Consider the following 13,354-nt stretch of genomic DNA (forward strand, 5'->3'; position numbering starts at 1 on the left):
CTCAAGTAGAGAATCTCTTTTTGTTTAATACAAATTAAAAACTGGCCAGATCTCTTTTTTAGATGGTCAAGAGGATCTGGCCACGCGAGAAGCGGTCAGTGCCTATCTCTGCCACTTGCAAAGTTTAAAACAAAGGGAGAAAACGAGTGGGGGCCATGTTTTGTTTTGCGTAGCAGTGATTTGGATGTTGAAAGGTGAAAATAAGTTTATAAAAATAACGATATCCTCCCGTTTTTAGATGGTCGAGAGCATCTGGCCGTGCGTAGAAGCGGTCAGTGCCTATTTCTGCCACGTGCAAGGTTTAAAACAAAGGGAGAAAACGAGTGGGGGCTATGTTTTATTTTGCGTAGCAGTGATTGGTAAGTTGAAAAATGAAAGTAGGTTTATATAACCTTCTTGTTCTTTAAGATAACGTAATATACTCATACACAACATCTTCTACAGCCTCATATAAATCAGTTTCCGCATTGTTAGAAATAATATTTTGAATACGTTCTATAAGCGTTTCATAGTCTTCTTGTGAAGTTGGCGTACATTGATATTGTTGAAAACTTTTTGTAATCATTTTTTTGATTAATTTTTCATTCATGATTTTTCCCACCTACATGTATATATGTATTGTTTTTATCCCGCTATTCGTGGGCGTCCTGCGATTCTGAACGAGCCGCTTCCGCTTTTCTTAAGAAGTTAGGTGGAAGATAAACTGCTGGCATGCGACCGATTGGTGAGGGCTGATAATTAGTGGGGGATGAAGAAAACCCCCACTGATTAAAGTTTCACTTTATTGTACTTGAATTTGAAAAGAAAATCTCTATATCTTTGTTTTTTGCATAAAAATTCACTATTGTAAAAGTTTTATTAGTAAAATGACTTTATAATATTGATTTTTATTGTTTATGAACTTATAAATATTTAATTGACTTTATAAATATGCAACATTATAATCATATTTAAATCAAAAAGGTAATGAGGAGGAATTATGAAAGCGGCGATTATTGGGGCAACCGGATATGGAGGAATTGAGCTTTTGCGGTTATTAACACATCATCCAAGCTTTACAGTGACATCGGTACATTCTTTTTCGCAAATTGGAGAATTCATGACAACACCATATCCTCATTTATCTACTTTTGTTTCTCATACATTAGCAGAGGTAGATGTTGAAAAGATTGCGAAAGAAGCGGATATTGTGTTTTTAGCAACACCAGCTGGGGTGTCAGTAAATTTGACTCCGAGTTTACTAGAGGCTGGTGTAAGAGTGATTGATTTATCAGGAGATTTTCGAATTCGAAAACCGGCTATATATGAAGAGTGGTATAAAAAAACAGCTGCAAAAGAAGCCGTATTACAACAAGCGGTGTACGGATTAACGGAATGGAAAAAAAGCGAAATCGCAACAGCAAACTTAATTGCGAATCCAGGATGTTATGCAACTGCCACTTTGCTGGCGGCAGCTCCACTAGTAAAAAACGGAATCATCGAAGTAGACTCTCTTATTATTGATGCGAAATCAGGAGTTTCTGGAGCAGGGAAGACACCGACAAGTATGACGCACTTCCCGGAAATTCACGATAATTTATACATTTATAAAGTAAATGAACATCAGCATATCCCGGAAATTGAGCAAATGTTGCAAGAATGGGATGAGAACATGAAACCAATCACGTTTAGTACACATCTGATTCCGATTACGAGAGGGATTATGGTCACGCTCTATGCACAGGCGAAGCAGGGGATAACAGATGCTGTGCTTCAGCAGGTTTATGAGGAAAGTTATTGTTATTCACCGTTTGTAAGAATACGAGAAAAGGGAGTTTTTCCAAGTCCGAAAGAAGTAAGGGGATCTAACTTTTGTGACATCGGAACGGCTTATGATAAACGAACGGGACGAATTACGATTTTAGCAGTTATTGATAATGTAATGAAGGGGGCAGCTGGGCAGGCAATGCAAAATGCAAATATATTAGCAGGGGTGGAAGAAACGGAGAATTTACACTTTATGCCGTTGTATCCGTAAGGGGGAGAAAGCATGATTGAAACAGCATTATGTACGAAGATAGAAAACGGTTCAATTGTAACGCCAAAAGGATTTGCAGCGATCGGAATTCATGCAGGATTAAGAAAAGAGAGAAAAGATATAGGAGCAATCGTATGTGAAGTACCGGCGAGCTGCGGGGCTGTTTATACGCAAAATCAATTCCAAGCAGCTCCTCTTATTGTTACGAAAGAAAGTATTGCTGCTAAGCAAAAATTACAGGCCATCGTTGTGAATAGTGCAAATGCGAATTCTTGCACAGGTACAAAAGGACTGCAGGATGCATATGAAATGCGTGCATTAGCAGCTAACCAGTTTCATGTAGAGGAGAACTACGTTGCGGTAGCATCTACAGGAGTTATTGGAGAGCCCCTGCCAATGGAGAAAATACGAAGTGGTGTTTCTTCGTTACAACCATCAACAGAAGTAGAGATTGCAACATCGTTTTATGAAGCAATTTTGACGACAGATTTAGTTGCGAAACAATCATGTTATAAGTTTTCAATTGAAGGGAAAGAGGTTGTGATTGCCGGAGCTGCAAAAGGATCAGGAATGATTCATCCAAATATGGCAACGATGCTCGGGTTTATTACGACTGATGTGAATATAGAAAGTGAAACATTACAAAGAACTTTATCTCAAGTTATAAATCATACATTTAATCAAATTACAGTCGATGGAGACACGTCTACAAATGACATGGTACTTGTTATGGCAAGTGGGTTATCCAATACAACTGCAATATGCGAAGAACATCCAGAATGGGAGAAATTTTTACTCGCATTTGGAAAGGTATGTGAAGATTTAGCAAAGCAAATTGCGAAAGATGGAGAAGGAGCGACAAAGTTAATTGAAGTAAATGTGCATGGCTCGCGAACTGTAGAAGAAGCAAATAGGATCGCGAAGCAAATTGTCGGCTCCAATCTTGTGAAAGCAGCTATATACGGTGAGGATGCAAACTGGGGCCGTATTATTAGCGCAATTGGACAAAGTGGCATTGTGGTTGAACGAAGTGCGGTTGATATTTATATCCAATCGATTGCGGTATTAAAGGATAGTGAACCTCAATACTTTTCAGAAGAAGAGATGAAACAAATGTTACAACAAGCAGAGCTTGTTATCGATGTATATCTACATCTGGGTAAGGCAAGCGGAAGAGCGTGGGGATGCGATTTAAGTTATGGATATATAAAAATTAATGCTTGTTATCGCTCATAAGGAGAGAAGAGATGAGAGAACGTATTGTAATAAAATGCGGCGGCAGTATGTTGGCTCGTTTAGGCGAAACATTTTTTCAATGTATGAAACAAATTGCGCAAATATATGATGTGATTATTGTTCATGGTGGTGGGCCTGAAATTGATGCGATGCTAAACAAATTAAGTATTCCGATTGAAAAGAAGGATGGACTACGTGTGACAACAGCAGAGGTAATGAAAATTGTACAAATGGTATTATGCGGCAGTGCAAATAAGACATTTGTTTCAAAATTAAATGAACAAAAACTTGAAGCAGTTGGATTATCTGGCTGTGATGGAAGGTTATTGCAAGTCGCTCCACTAGAAGCAGAATTTGGTTTTGTTGGTGAAGTGAAATTTGTTCGAACGGCGCTATTACAATGTTTGTTAGCCAATCAGTTTATTCCTGTTGTTGCACCTGTTGGAGTAATGGATGGACAGCTATATAACGTGAATGCAGATACAGCAGCAGCGGCAATTGCGATAGCGATCAATGCGAAAAAATTAATTTTTATTACAGATGTAGATGGCGTTATATACAAGGATCAACTCCTTGAGAAAGCAGATGAACAGCAGCTTCTAGAGCTTATAGATAATGAAACGATTACTGGCGGAATGATTCCGAAAGTGAGAGCAGCATTGACATCATTGGAACTAGGTGTAAAGGATGTTGGAATTGTGAACGGTACACAATGTTTTTTGACAAATAAAGGAGAGTGGATTGGCACAACAGTAACGAAAGGGGGGAGAGGTAGTGGGGCAGCATATTTTTCCAACATACAGTAGACGGATTATTGAAATTGTGAACGGGAGCGGCACAAAGGTTACAGATAAACAAGGAAAGCAATATTTAGATTTTACTTCTGGAATTGCGGTATGTAATTTAGGGCATTGCCATCCAGCGGTGGTAAATGCTGTTGAAGAGCAATTGCAAACAATATGGCACATTTCAAATCTATTTCCTCATACAGTACAAGAAGAAGTTGCTAAGTTATTAACAAAGGATCGAGAGTTACACTATGCATTTTTTTGTAATAGCGGAGCGGAAGCGAATGAGGCAGCGCTGAAGTTAGCACGTAAGTATACAGAGAAATCCGTTGTAATTACGTGTAAGCAATCATTTCATGGAAGAACTTTTGCAACGATGAGTGCGACAGGACAATCTAAAATTCATGATGGATTTGGACCACTTCTTCCAAGTTTTCTACATATTCCTTTTAATGATATTACTGCGTTTCAAGAAGCGATGAATGAAGAAATCGCAGCTGTTATGGTGGAAATTGTACAGGGAGAGGGCGGTGTTATTACAGCAGATGTTCCATTTTTACGTGAAATTGAGAAGTTGTGTCATGCATACGGTGCACTTTTCATTGTAGATGAAGTGCAGACCGGAATTGGGAGAACAGGGACGTTATTTGCATATGAACAAATAGGAATTTCACCTGATATTGTCACAGTTGCAAAAGCGCTTGGAAATGGTATTCCGGTTGGAGCGATGCTTGGTAAAAAAGAATTTGGATCCGTTTTCTCCCCAGGAACACACGGCTCGACGTTTGGCGGGAATTTTATTGCGATGGCAGCAGCAAAAGAAGTATTACAAATTGTTTCGCAGCCTTCTTTTTTGCAAGAAGTACAAGAAAAAGGAGCGTATTTTTTACGGAAATTACAAGAAGAGTTACAGGATACGGAATGGATGATTGATATTCGAGGGAAAGGGCTCATGATTGGGGTTGTTTGCAAAGGAGAAGTTAGTGCTATTGTAGCGGCGTTAGAGAAAGAAGGCCTTCTCGTTTTGCAGGCTGGATCTAATATACTGCGTATATTACCACCGCTTATTGTAACGAAAGCAGAAATAGATGAAGCAGTGCAAATAATGAATGGTGTATGCAAACAAACATTGCTAAAATAGAGGAGGAATTTGTATGCAAATAGTGTCTGTACCAAAACTGCAAACTAAAGATATTTTAACATTAGAGGAATTAACACAAGAAGAGATCATTGCAATTATTGAATTTGCGATGTACGTAAAAAAAGAAAAAACATTACCACTATTAAATGGTAAAATTTTAGGATTAATCTTTGATAAACATTCTACTCGTACACGTGTATCTTTTGAAGCTGGAATGATTCAGCTTGGAGGGTATGGTATGTTTTTAAATGGCAAGGAGTTGCAACTGGGCAGAGGAGAAAGTATTGCGGATACTGCAAAAGTGCTATCACAATATATAGATGGAATTGTGATACGAACATTTTCACATGAGGAAGTAGAAGGATTAGCAAAGGAAGCAACAATTCCTATTATTAATGGATTAACCGATGATCACCATCCGTGTCAGGCCCTAGCAGATTTAATGACGATTTATGAAGAAGTAAATACATTTCAAAATATTAAGCTTGCTTACGTTGGTGATGGAAATAATGTTTGTCATTCATTGCTCCTTGCGAGTGCGAAAGTAGGGTTGAACATTACAGTTGCAACGCCTCAAGGGTATGAAGCGAATGAAGAAATTGTGAATCGTGCAATCGGAATTGCAAAGGAAACAGGAGCTGAAATTGAGATTACATATCATGCAAAAGAGGCTGTCAAAGAGGCGGATTTTATTTATACAGATGTTTGGATGAGTATGGGGCAAGAAGATAATAAAGAGAAATATGAATTGTTTCAGCCATATCAAGTAAACGAGCAACTGGTTCAAGAAGCAAAATCAACTTATCGTTTCTTACACTGCTTACCAGCTCATCGCGAAGAAGAAGTAACCTCAGAAATCATTGATGGCCCACAATCAATTGTGTTTCAACAAGCGGGAAATCGCCTGCATGTACAAAAGGCATTGTTAGCCAGTTTATTACAAGAAAAACAACCTTCTTCATAATAGAAGGTTGTTTTTGATTCGAAATGTCTTATCTAGCTTCGCATTTTCTCTTTACATACTTTATAATAGTAAGAAACAGAAAAATATAAGAGAGATGATGTAGATGCGAGTAAATACGAAAACATATTCATTCTTTCAGCGTATTTGGCGAGGAGTGAAGTTAAATTATTATAAATTATTGCGTGCACCAGAAGGTGCAAAAATTGTATCACGAGGATTTGCTGTTGGTTTTGGAATGGAGATGCTAGTCATTCATACGGCTTCGCTCGTATATCTTATTTTTTATCCACTTGTTCGATTGTTGAAAGGTTCGTTTCCTGCAGCTGTTATCGGTAATATTATTGGAAAAGCAACATTTTTACCTGTTCTGTTAATTCCTTTTGCGCATGCACTCGGAAAATTTATTTATCCATTTGAAGTAAAAAAAGTGCCGTATCACCACTATACAATAAAAGACTTTTTTTCAAGTCATGTGCTAACGATGTTAAGAAGCTTGTTACAAAACGAAGTGTATGTAATAATCGGAATGACAATTTTAGGAATTGTATTCGGGATAATTGCTTATTTTGTTATGTACCATTTATACGAGAAGAACCGAAGATTACGATTGACGAAAAGAAAGAAACAAATAAAAAGACCAATTGCACAACTATAATGAATGCACATCAAATTTCCTTTTTGAATATGCTTCTAAAAAGGAGGAAAGCTGATGTTTTTTTCTTATTATGATCCTAGATACTATCCACAAATTGTGTATTATCCTGTTCCATATATAAGGCAGACTGTGCAACCATTACAAGAAAGTAAACCGTATTTAACTACTTGGCCGTATTCAAATGTATATTATGGAAATTATTACGAAACATAAAGCTGCTTCTAGTTAGAAGCAGCTTTATATATTTGCTTTCAAAATTAAATTTTGGATTGTTTGCAATGAATGGGTTAACTGTTCCCGATCGCTTGCTGATAATGTTTGTAAATTTTCTTTTAGTTTTTTTAAAAGGAATTGTTTGTATTGATTGACTAATGATTTTCCTTCAGCTGTAAGAGACATTAAAATAACACGCCGATCTTTTTCGCTATAATGGCGCTCTACAAGCTCTTCTTGAATGAGTTTATTTAACAGTGGTGTCATATTCGGTCTTGAAATAGCTAACCGTTTGCCGATTTCTGAAACTGCTAATGTATCTCGCTCATGCAATAACAACAACACCTGTGTATGTGATGGCGGCATCTGTCGCTGAGAAGAGAACTCTCCAGGAAGCATAAACTTGCGATAAAAAAGAGGCACTAACGAAAGGAGATGATCAACGATGCGTTCCCACTCACGTGAATCCATATAACAGGCCCCCTTCTGTTCTTATTGTAACAAAAAAACACAATGTTATAAAAATAGAATGATTTTTGCGTGAATCTAAGGTAAACAACCACCTGTAGGAACCCCGCTTACTTATGGAAGTTTCACTTTATCCCGCCCAAACAGGCGGTAATTTGTGTGAAGTCAGGAAGAAGAACCGCCTGTAAGGACCCGATTGGTTCAACTAACCATAAGTAGGAACCCCGCCTACTTATGGAAGTTTCACTTTATATGATAACACTTGTTGTGCAAATGATTCTGCGATTTTTTCATATCCTTTATCATTTGGATGAACTTGATCATACAGTAAATCTTTTTGATCATTTGGTAATAATGTACGAATTGGTAAGACGAGTGAAGGTTGATTTTTTTTTGAAATCGAATATATGATTTTGTTCCAATTATCTAAGAAAACATTTGCGTAAGAAGCGAGGGAATCCTCCAGTTTTAATGGGTTATAGAGCTCAGATAAAATGATAAGTGCATTCGGATTAGCAGCACGAATCGTTTTTACAATGTTTTGTAAATCTTGTTCGAAATGATCTTTTTCTTCATTTAATAATTTCATTCCCTCTATAACACCGACATTTCGTTTTATGTGTAAAACGTTATTCCCGCCAATACTAATTGTAATCATATGAGCTTCTTTTATTTTTTGCTTCATTTCCTCGGTTTGCATCATTTGCAGTAACCGGTCTGTTGTTAAGCCGTTTATTGCAAGGTTATCGACTATAATTTGTTTTTGTAATTGTGTTTCTAATATATGAGAAGCAACTTGTACATAGCCACCTTGTGTAGACCCGTAACCTTTTGCAAGAGAATCCCCTAGGACAAGATGATGAAGCGTCGCATCTGTTTGTGTATCAATCCAGTGCGGAACGGTCGCTGCCGGAGATTCTTTTTGAACATTTGTCTCATCATTCTTTTCATAATGCAACAATGTAATGATAAGAAGGAGGAGACAAAGTGTAGACAAAAGAAGTTTGTTCATCGTTTTATCCTCCTTATAAATGGTTATTGTATCATATTCATGATCAGAAGCAATGGAATATACATTACATCTTTATGAAAAATTTACAAAGTTTTTACAAAAAATTTGTAGAAGTACGTCAAAATTTGTTGACGATATAAACGACTGTTCGTTATGATAAATTTTAGATGGGGTAAATTTATCCAACTCGCAAAGGAAGTAGGACAACTAACTTCTTTGTAATCTGGATAATTAAGAAGTAGGGACACAGATCCCATCGTATATTTTATAACTAGGGATTATGTTATAAGGGGGATTTTTTGTGAAAAAATCAACAAAAACGTTGGCTGGTGCTGCACTTGCATTAGGTGTTATTGCTCCACAAGTATGGATTACGCCTGCATATGCAGAGGAAAGTACTGTAAAACTAAGAATATTAGAAACATCTGATATTCACGTAAACTTAATGAACTATGATTACTATCAAACAAAAACGGATAATAAAGTAGGATTAGTTCAAACAGCGACTCTTGTTAATCAAGCACGAGGAGAGTCAAAAAACTCTGTTTTATTTGATGATGGAGATGCCTTGCAAGGGACGCCGCTTGGTGATTACGTAGCGAAAGTAAAAGGTTTAGAAGGAGATTATGTACATCCATTGTATCGTTTAATGAATATGATGAAATATGACGTCATTTCTCTTGGGAACCATGAATTTAACTACGGTTTAGATTATTTAAAACAAGCGACTAGCAAAACACAGTTTCCTGTAATTAACTCGAATGTATATGATGCAAATAATGGTAAAAATTATTTCAAACCGTACCATGTGTTTGAAAAAGAAGTAGAAGATGAGGCTGGTCAAAAACATAAAGTAAAGATTGGCGTAATGGGCTTTGTTCCACCACAAATTATGAGCTGGGATAAAGCAAATTTAGAAGGAAAAGTAATAGCGAAAGATATTGTAGCAACAGCAAAAGAAATGATTCCGAAAATGAAAGCAGAAGGTGCAGATGTTATTGTTGCGTTAGCACACTCTGGCATCGATAAGAATGGATACAATATTGGAATGGAGAATGCTTCTTATTATTTAACGGATATTCCTGGTGTTGATGCGGTATTAACAGGACATTCTCATGCAGTTGTAACGGATAATTTCAATGGTGTTCCTGTTGTTATGCCTGGTGCTTTTGGAAGTAATTTAGGAATTGTTGATATGGAATTGAAGCAAGTGAATGGAGAATGGAAAGTACAAAAGGATAAATCGAAACCTTCCGTTCGTCCAATTGCAGACAGTAAAGGAAATGCAAAAGTAGACTCAGATCAATCATTAGTAGAAGCGATAAAGGATGATCATGAAGGAACAATTAAATATGTAAATACGCCAGTTGGCGAAACGACAGCGCCAATTAATAGTTACTTTGCGCTTGTACAAGATGATCCATCTGTTCAAATTGTAACGAATGCACAAAAGTGGTACACAGAGAAGAAGATGAAGGGTACGAAATTTGAAGGGTTGCCAATTCTGTCAGCAGGTGCACCGTTTAAAGCAGGTGGACGTAACGGCGCTACATATTATACAGACATTCCAGCGGGAACGCTTGCAATTAAAAACGTTGCGGACTTATACGTATATCCAAATACATTATATGCAGTGAAAGTAAATGGGGCTCAGTTGAAAGATTGGTTAGAAATGTCTGCTGGTCAATTTAATCAAATCGATCCAAAGAACAAAGATGAGCAAAAATTAGTGAATATTAACTATCCAACATACAATTTTGATGTATTAGATGGCGTGAAATATGAAATTGATGTAACGCAGCCAGCTAAATATGACAAAGATGGAAAAGTTGTAAATGAAGCTGCAAATCGTATTGTGAACTTAACGTTTGCTGGAAAACCGGTAACGGATAGTCAAGAATTTGTTGTAGCAACGAATAATTACCGAGGTAGCAGTCAAACATTCCCGGGTGTAAGTAAAGGAGAAGTGCTTTTACAGTCTCCTGATGAAACACGTCAAATTATTGTAGAGTATATGAAAGAAAAGAAAACAATTAACCCGACAGCAGATAAAAACTGGACATTTAAACCAATTACTGGTGAGAATTTGAATGTTACATTTGATTCTTCTCCAAATGCCCAAAAATATCTCACAAAAGATGGCAATATTTCTTACGTTGGCCCATCAGAAAATGAATTTGCAAAATATGCAATGGATTTAACGAAGAAAAATGAACAAGCTGATGGAGAGAAGCCAAATGGTGGCGGTAATGGAACTGATCAACCGACAAAGCCAACAGATAATAACAATGGCGGAGATCAGCCGAAAACAACAGAAGATCATAAAAACGGCGAAGAGAAGCCGGTAACAGCAGATCCAGGTCAAGAGCAAACGAAAACAGACAACAGCTTGCCAAAGACAGGAGCGAATGTGTTTACGACATTAGGAGCAGGTCTTGCGTGTATTGGTGCAGGTGCGATTGCATTATTTAGAAGAAAGAAATTAAATAAATAATAAAGAAAAAGTCCACTGCTAGGCAGCGGACTTTTCTTTATGTTCTTTTTCCCATGAAAGGCCAAATCCTGTGAATCCAACAAATAAGGTAATGATTGGACAAAGTAAACAGAAAACGGTATATGGCAGGTAGCTCATTGTTGGTACGTTTAGGACACTTGCGAGAAACACCCCACTAACCCCCCATGGTACGAGTGGATTAATAACTGTACCGGCATCTTCTAATACACGTGATAGATTGCGGCGCTTTAAGCCCAGCTCATCGTATTTTTCGGCAAATGCTTGACCTGGTAAGATGATTGAAAGGTATTGTTCACCAAGCAAAAAGTTAACCCCGATTGCAGTAGCTGCTGTTGAGAAGATTAAACGTCCGCTCGTAGTGACAAAGTTTGCGATTGCAGCCATAAGTTGTTTGATAATCCCCATTTCTTGTAGTAATCCTCCCATACCGAGTGAAAGGAAAATAAGAGCAACAGACATTAACATACTTTGTAACCCGCCGCGTGTTAATAAACTATCGATATCTTTTACACCTGTATGCGATACATATCCGTTTTGCATAATATTAATTAAATTTGTAAGAGATGTATTTGGCGTAAAAATAAATAGAATGATAATACCTGAGATAATACCAGCAAGTAATGTAGGAACTGCGGGAACTTTTTTAACCGCTAATACAAATAACACAAGAACAGGTAGTAAAGTAACAATAGAAATTGTTGCATGTTCTTGTAATGTTTCTGTGAAAGAAGCAAACTGAAGTTGTCCAGAAGTGCCTTTCCCAAGAATAAAGAAAATAACGAGTGAAATAGTAAATGCAGGTACAGTTGTCCACAACATATTTCGAATATGATCAAACATATCTACTTTAGAGACAGCGGGTGCTAAATTTGTTGTGTCAGAAAGAGGTGACATTTTGTCTCCAAAGAAAGATCCAGAAATAACAGCACCAGCAACTAAAGCAGCATCGTATCCGAGAGCACTTCCCATTCCCATGAAGGCAATTCCAACTGTCGCAGCTGTTGTGAAGGCACTACCAATACTAGTACCGATAATAGAACAGACGATAAAGACTGTTGGTAAGAAAATTTTAGGTGAAACAATTTGAAAACCGTACACCATTAATGTCGGAATCGTTCCAGCAGCGATCCAAACACTTATTAATGCACCGACAAGTAAAAAGATAAAAATAGATGGTAAGCCAGCTGAAATACCATTTCTCATCCCGTTCTCCATCACAGACCATGGTATTTTTTTTATGAATCCAAATGCTAGTAATATGACAATCCCAAATAAAATAGGAATATGAGGCATAACTTGTAATTGAATGACGCTAAAACCGATACAGAAAAAGATAAGAGCTGTTAGTATAATAGATGCTCGTTTTGTAATCATGATAATAAATTCTCCTTAGATGTTATGGTTTACTATGGTTTGAAAAAATACGCCAATATCGAATAATTCCGCCGGCCGCCCCAACTTGCATATTACTTCTCTCCTTTTTTGAAAATAAAAAATGCCCCTGCAATATATGCAGGGGCGAAAATAATCGCGGTACCACCCTAGCTTGTGAAATGTACGTATGACAATTAAAGGTATATACCGATCGATGAAAATAAAAAACGTCCCTGCAATATATGCAGGGACGAAAACATCGCGGTACCACCCTAAATTGTGAAATAAAAAAATTTCACCACTTTGCAGAAATAACGGTCTGTATCCGTCTTTCACTACTCCAATCATTTCGTAAAAGAAGCTCAAGGGGGTAATTCATACTTCGTTCTGTACTGATTCGCACCAACCACCAGCTCTCTGAAATCATGAAGCGAAATACTACTAAATCCTATCATTGCCGATTCATATCGTGTTAGTAAATTTTTATCATATAAAATAGGAGGATGTCAATAATTATTTTTGCAGTTGTATGATAGAGAAAAAGAGTACAAATTATCTTTTTGTTCTTTATAATGAATGTAAGGAGGGCAAAATATGAAGATAAAAATTATAATTATTTCAATGTTGTTTACAGTCATTGGTGGTGCTGGAATTTATACAGCATTTGCGTCATCTCCTAATTCAGTAAAGAAAAGTGTTGAAAAGCCAAAAGAAACAGTAAGACAAAATGAAGAAGAAAACATGCAAAAAACAGCAGATAAATTCGGAGTTTCTACAGAAGGAAAAACAAAAGAACAAATCCAAAAAGAAATAGGCACAGTGCGTTATGAAAAGCGCCAAGAGCTTCTTCGAGAGCATGCAAAAGAGCTCGGAATTGAAATAGAAGGTAAAACGGATGAACAATTCATTCAAGAGATTGGTAAAATTCAGCACGGCAAATAAGGCGACTTATCCTAGGATAGGTCGTTCTT

13 protein-coding genes and 1 other annotated feature are annotated in these 13,354 nt (G+C 37.1%); of the genes, 9 read left to right on the forward strand and 4 right to left on the reverse strand.

From position 1 onward, the window contains the following. Window positions 1-403: 403 nt before the first annotated feature. Window positions 404-589 carry a YqzH family protein gene (locus MR076_RS06800; RefSeq protein WP_242218963.1) on the reverse strand — a complete coding sequence of 62 codons (186 nt, stop codon included), beginning with the start codon at window positions 587-589 and terminating at the stop codon, window positions 404-406. A gap of 390 nt (window positions 590-979) precedes the next feature. On the opposite strand from MR076_RS06800, the gene argC reads away from it, so the two are divergent. The 7 genes from argC (at window position 980) to MR076_RS06835 (ending at window position 7,014) form a co-directional block, all read left to right on the forward strand. Next, the gene (gene argC, locus MR076_RS06805; protein ID WP_242218967.1) at window positions 980-2,017 is read left to right on the forward strand and encodes an N-acetyl-gamma-glutamyl-phosphate reductase; all 1,038 of its coding nucleotides are present in this window, start codon (window positions 980-982) and stop codon (window positions 2,015-2,017) included. Between the two features lie 12 nt (window positions 2,018-2,029). Beyond that, a complete protein-coding gene (gene argJ / locus MR076_RS06810) occupies window positions 2,030-3,253 on the forward strand; it encodes a bifunctional glutamate N-acetyltransferase/amino-acid acetyltransferase ArgJ (RefSeq protein ID WP_242218970.1) in 1,224 nt (407 codons plus the stop codon). 11 nt (window positions 3,254-3,264) lie between these two features. Beyond that, window positions 3,265-4,059, forward strand: coding sequence for an acetylglutamate kinase (gene argB, locus MR076_RS06815; RefSeq protein WP_242218972.1), 795 nt, complete (start codon window positions 3,265-3,267; stop codon window positions 4,057-4,059). Then, window positions 4,028-5,182: an acetylornithine transaminase gene (locus tag MR076_RS06820; protein ID WP_242218974.1), complete on the forward strand. Its 1,155-nt coding sequence runs from the start codon at window positions 4,028-4,030 to the stop codon at window positions 5,180-5,182. Before argB ends, MR076_RS06820 begins: the two co-directional genes overlap by 32 nt. Window positions 5,183-5,195: 13 nt before the next feature. Continuing rightward, on the forward strand, window positions 5,196-6,146 hold the full coding sequence (gene argF, locus MR076_RS06825; protein ID WP_242218979.1) for an ornithine carbamoyltransferase: 951 nt from the start codon (window positions 5,196-5,198) through the stop codon (window positions 6,144-6,146). 103 nt (window positions 6,147-6,249) lie between these two features. Then, window positions 6,250-6,801, forward strand: a complete 552-nt coding sequence (locus MR076_RS06830) for a DUF2062 domain-containing protein (RefSeq protein WP_242218981.1) — start codon at window positions 6,250-6,252, stop codon at window positions 6,799-6,801. A gap of 54 nt (window positions 6,802-6,855) precedes the next feature. Next, complete coding sequence (locus MR076_RS06835) at window positions 6,856-7,014, forward strand: hypothetical protein (protein WP_242218983.1); 159 nt, start codon at window positions 6,856-6,858, stop codon at window positions 7,012-7,014. A gap of 24 nt (window positions 7,015-7,038) precedes the next feature. On the opposite strand, the gene MR076_RS06840 is transcribed toward MR076_RS06835, so the two are convergent. After that, on the reverse strand, window positions 7,039-7,485 hold the full coding sequence (locus tag MR076_RS06840; RefSeq protein ID WP_242218985.1) for a MarR family winged helix-turn-helix transcriptional regulator: 447 nt from the start codon (window positions 7,483-7,485) through the stop codon (window positions 7,039-7,041). A gap of 229 nt (window positions 7,486-7,714) precedes the next feature. Continuing rightward, complete coding sequence (locus tag MR076_RS06845) at window positions 7,715-8,494, reverse strand: GDSL-type esterase/lipase family protein (RefSeq protein ID WP_242218987.1); 780 nt, start codon at window positions 8,492-8,494, stop codon at window positions 7,715-7,717. 301 nt (window positions 8,495-8,795) lie between these two features. Here MR076_RS06845 and MR076_RS06850 point away from each other — a divergent pair, with 301 nt between their 5' ends. Continuing rightward, window positions 8,796-10,988, forward strand: coding sequence for a bifunctional 2',3'-cyclic-nucleotide 2'-phosphodiesterase/3'-nucleotidase (locus MR076_RS06850; protein ID WP_242218995.1), 2,193 nt, complete (start codon window positions 8,796-8,798; stop codon window positions 10,986-10,988). A gap of 18 nt (window positions 10,989-11,006) precedes the next feature. Here the strand turns inward: MR076_RS06850 and nhaC are convergent, their stop codons facing one another. Next, on the reverse strand, window positions 11,007-12,383 hold the full coding sequence (nhaC, locus tag MR076_RS06855) for a Na+/H+ antiporter NhaC (RefSeq protein WP_242218997.1): 1,377 nt from the start codon (window positions 12,381-12,383) through the stop codon (window positions 11,007-11,009). 243 nt (window positions 12,384-12,626) lie between these two features. Then, window positions 12,627-12,847, reverse strand: a binding site (T-box leader). 130 nt (window positions 12,848-12,977) lie between these two features. Here nhaC and MR076_RS06860 point away from each other — a divergent pair. Beyond that, window positions 12,978-13,325, forward strand: a complete 348-nt coding sequence (locus tag MR076_RS06860; protein ID WP_242218999.1) for a hypothetical protein — start codon at window positions 12,978-12,980, stop codon at window positions 13,323-13,325. Window positions 13,326-13,354: the final 29 nt, after the last annotated feature.

The sequence above is a fragment of the Bacillus cereus group sp. BfR-BA-01380 genome (genome assembly GCF_022663535.1).
GTDB classification, from domain to species: Bacteria; Bacillota; Bacilli; order Bacillales; family Bacillaceae_G; genus Bacillus_A; species Bacillus_A cereus_BB.

Excerpts from the sequence above, each read along its gene's own strand:
- MR076_RS06800 (WP_242218963.1), bottom strand. The coding sequence starts at position 589 with ATGAATGAAAAATTAATCAAAAAAATGATTACAAAAAGTTTTCAACAA.
- argC (WP_242218967.1), top strand. The coding sequence starts at position 980 with ATGAAAGCGGCGATTATTGGGGCAACCGGATATGGAGGAATTGAGCTT.
- argJ (WP_242218970.1), top strand. The coding sequence starts at position 2,030 with ATGATTGAAACAGCATTATGTACGAAGATAGAAAACGGTTCAATTGTA.
- argB (WP_242218972.1), top strand. The coding sequence starts at position 3,265 with ATGAGAGAACGTATTGTAATAAAATGCGGCGGCAGTATGTTGGCTCGT.
- argF (WP_242218979.1), top strand. The coding sequence starts at position 5,196 with ATGCAAATAGTGTCTGTACCAAAACTGCAAACTAAAGATATTTTAACA.
- MR076_RS06830 (WP_242218981.1), top strand. The coding sequence starts at position 6,250 with ATGCGAGTAAATACGAAAACATATTCATTCTTTCAGCGTATTTGGCGA.
- MR076_RS06835 (WP_242218983.1), top strand. The coding sequence starts at position 6,856 with ATGTTTTTTTCTTATTATGATCCTAGATACTATCCACAAATTGTGTAT.
- MR076_RS06840 (WP_242218985.1), bottom strand. The coding sequence starts at position 7,485 with ATGGATTCACGTGAGTGGGAACGCATCGTTGATCATCTCCTTTCGTTA.
- MR076_RS06845 (WP_242218987.1), bottom strand. The coding sequence starts at position 8,494 with ATGAACAAACTTCTTTTGTCTACACTTTGTCTCCTCCTTCTTATCATT.
- nhaC (WP_242218997.1), bottom strand. The coding sequence starts at position 12,383 with ATGATTACAAAACGAGCATCTATTATACTAACAGCTCTTATCTTTTTC.
- MR076_RS06860 (WP_242218999.1), top strand. The coding sequence starts at position 12,978 with ATGAAGATAAAAATTATAATTATTTCAATGTTGTTTACAGTCATTGGT.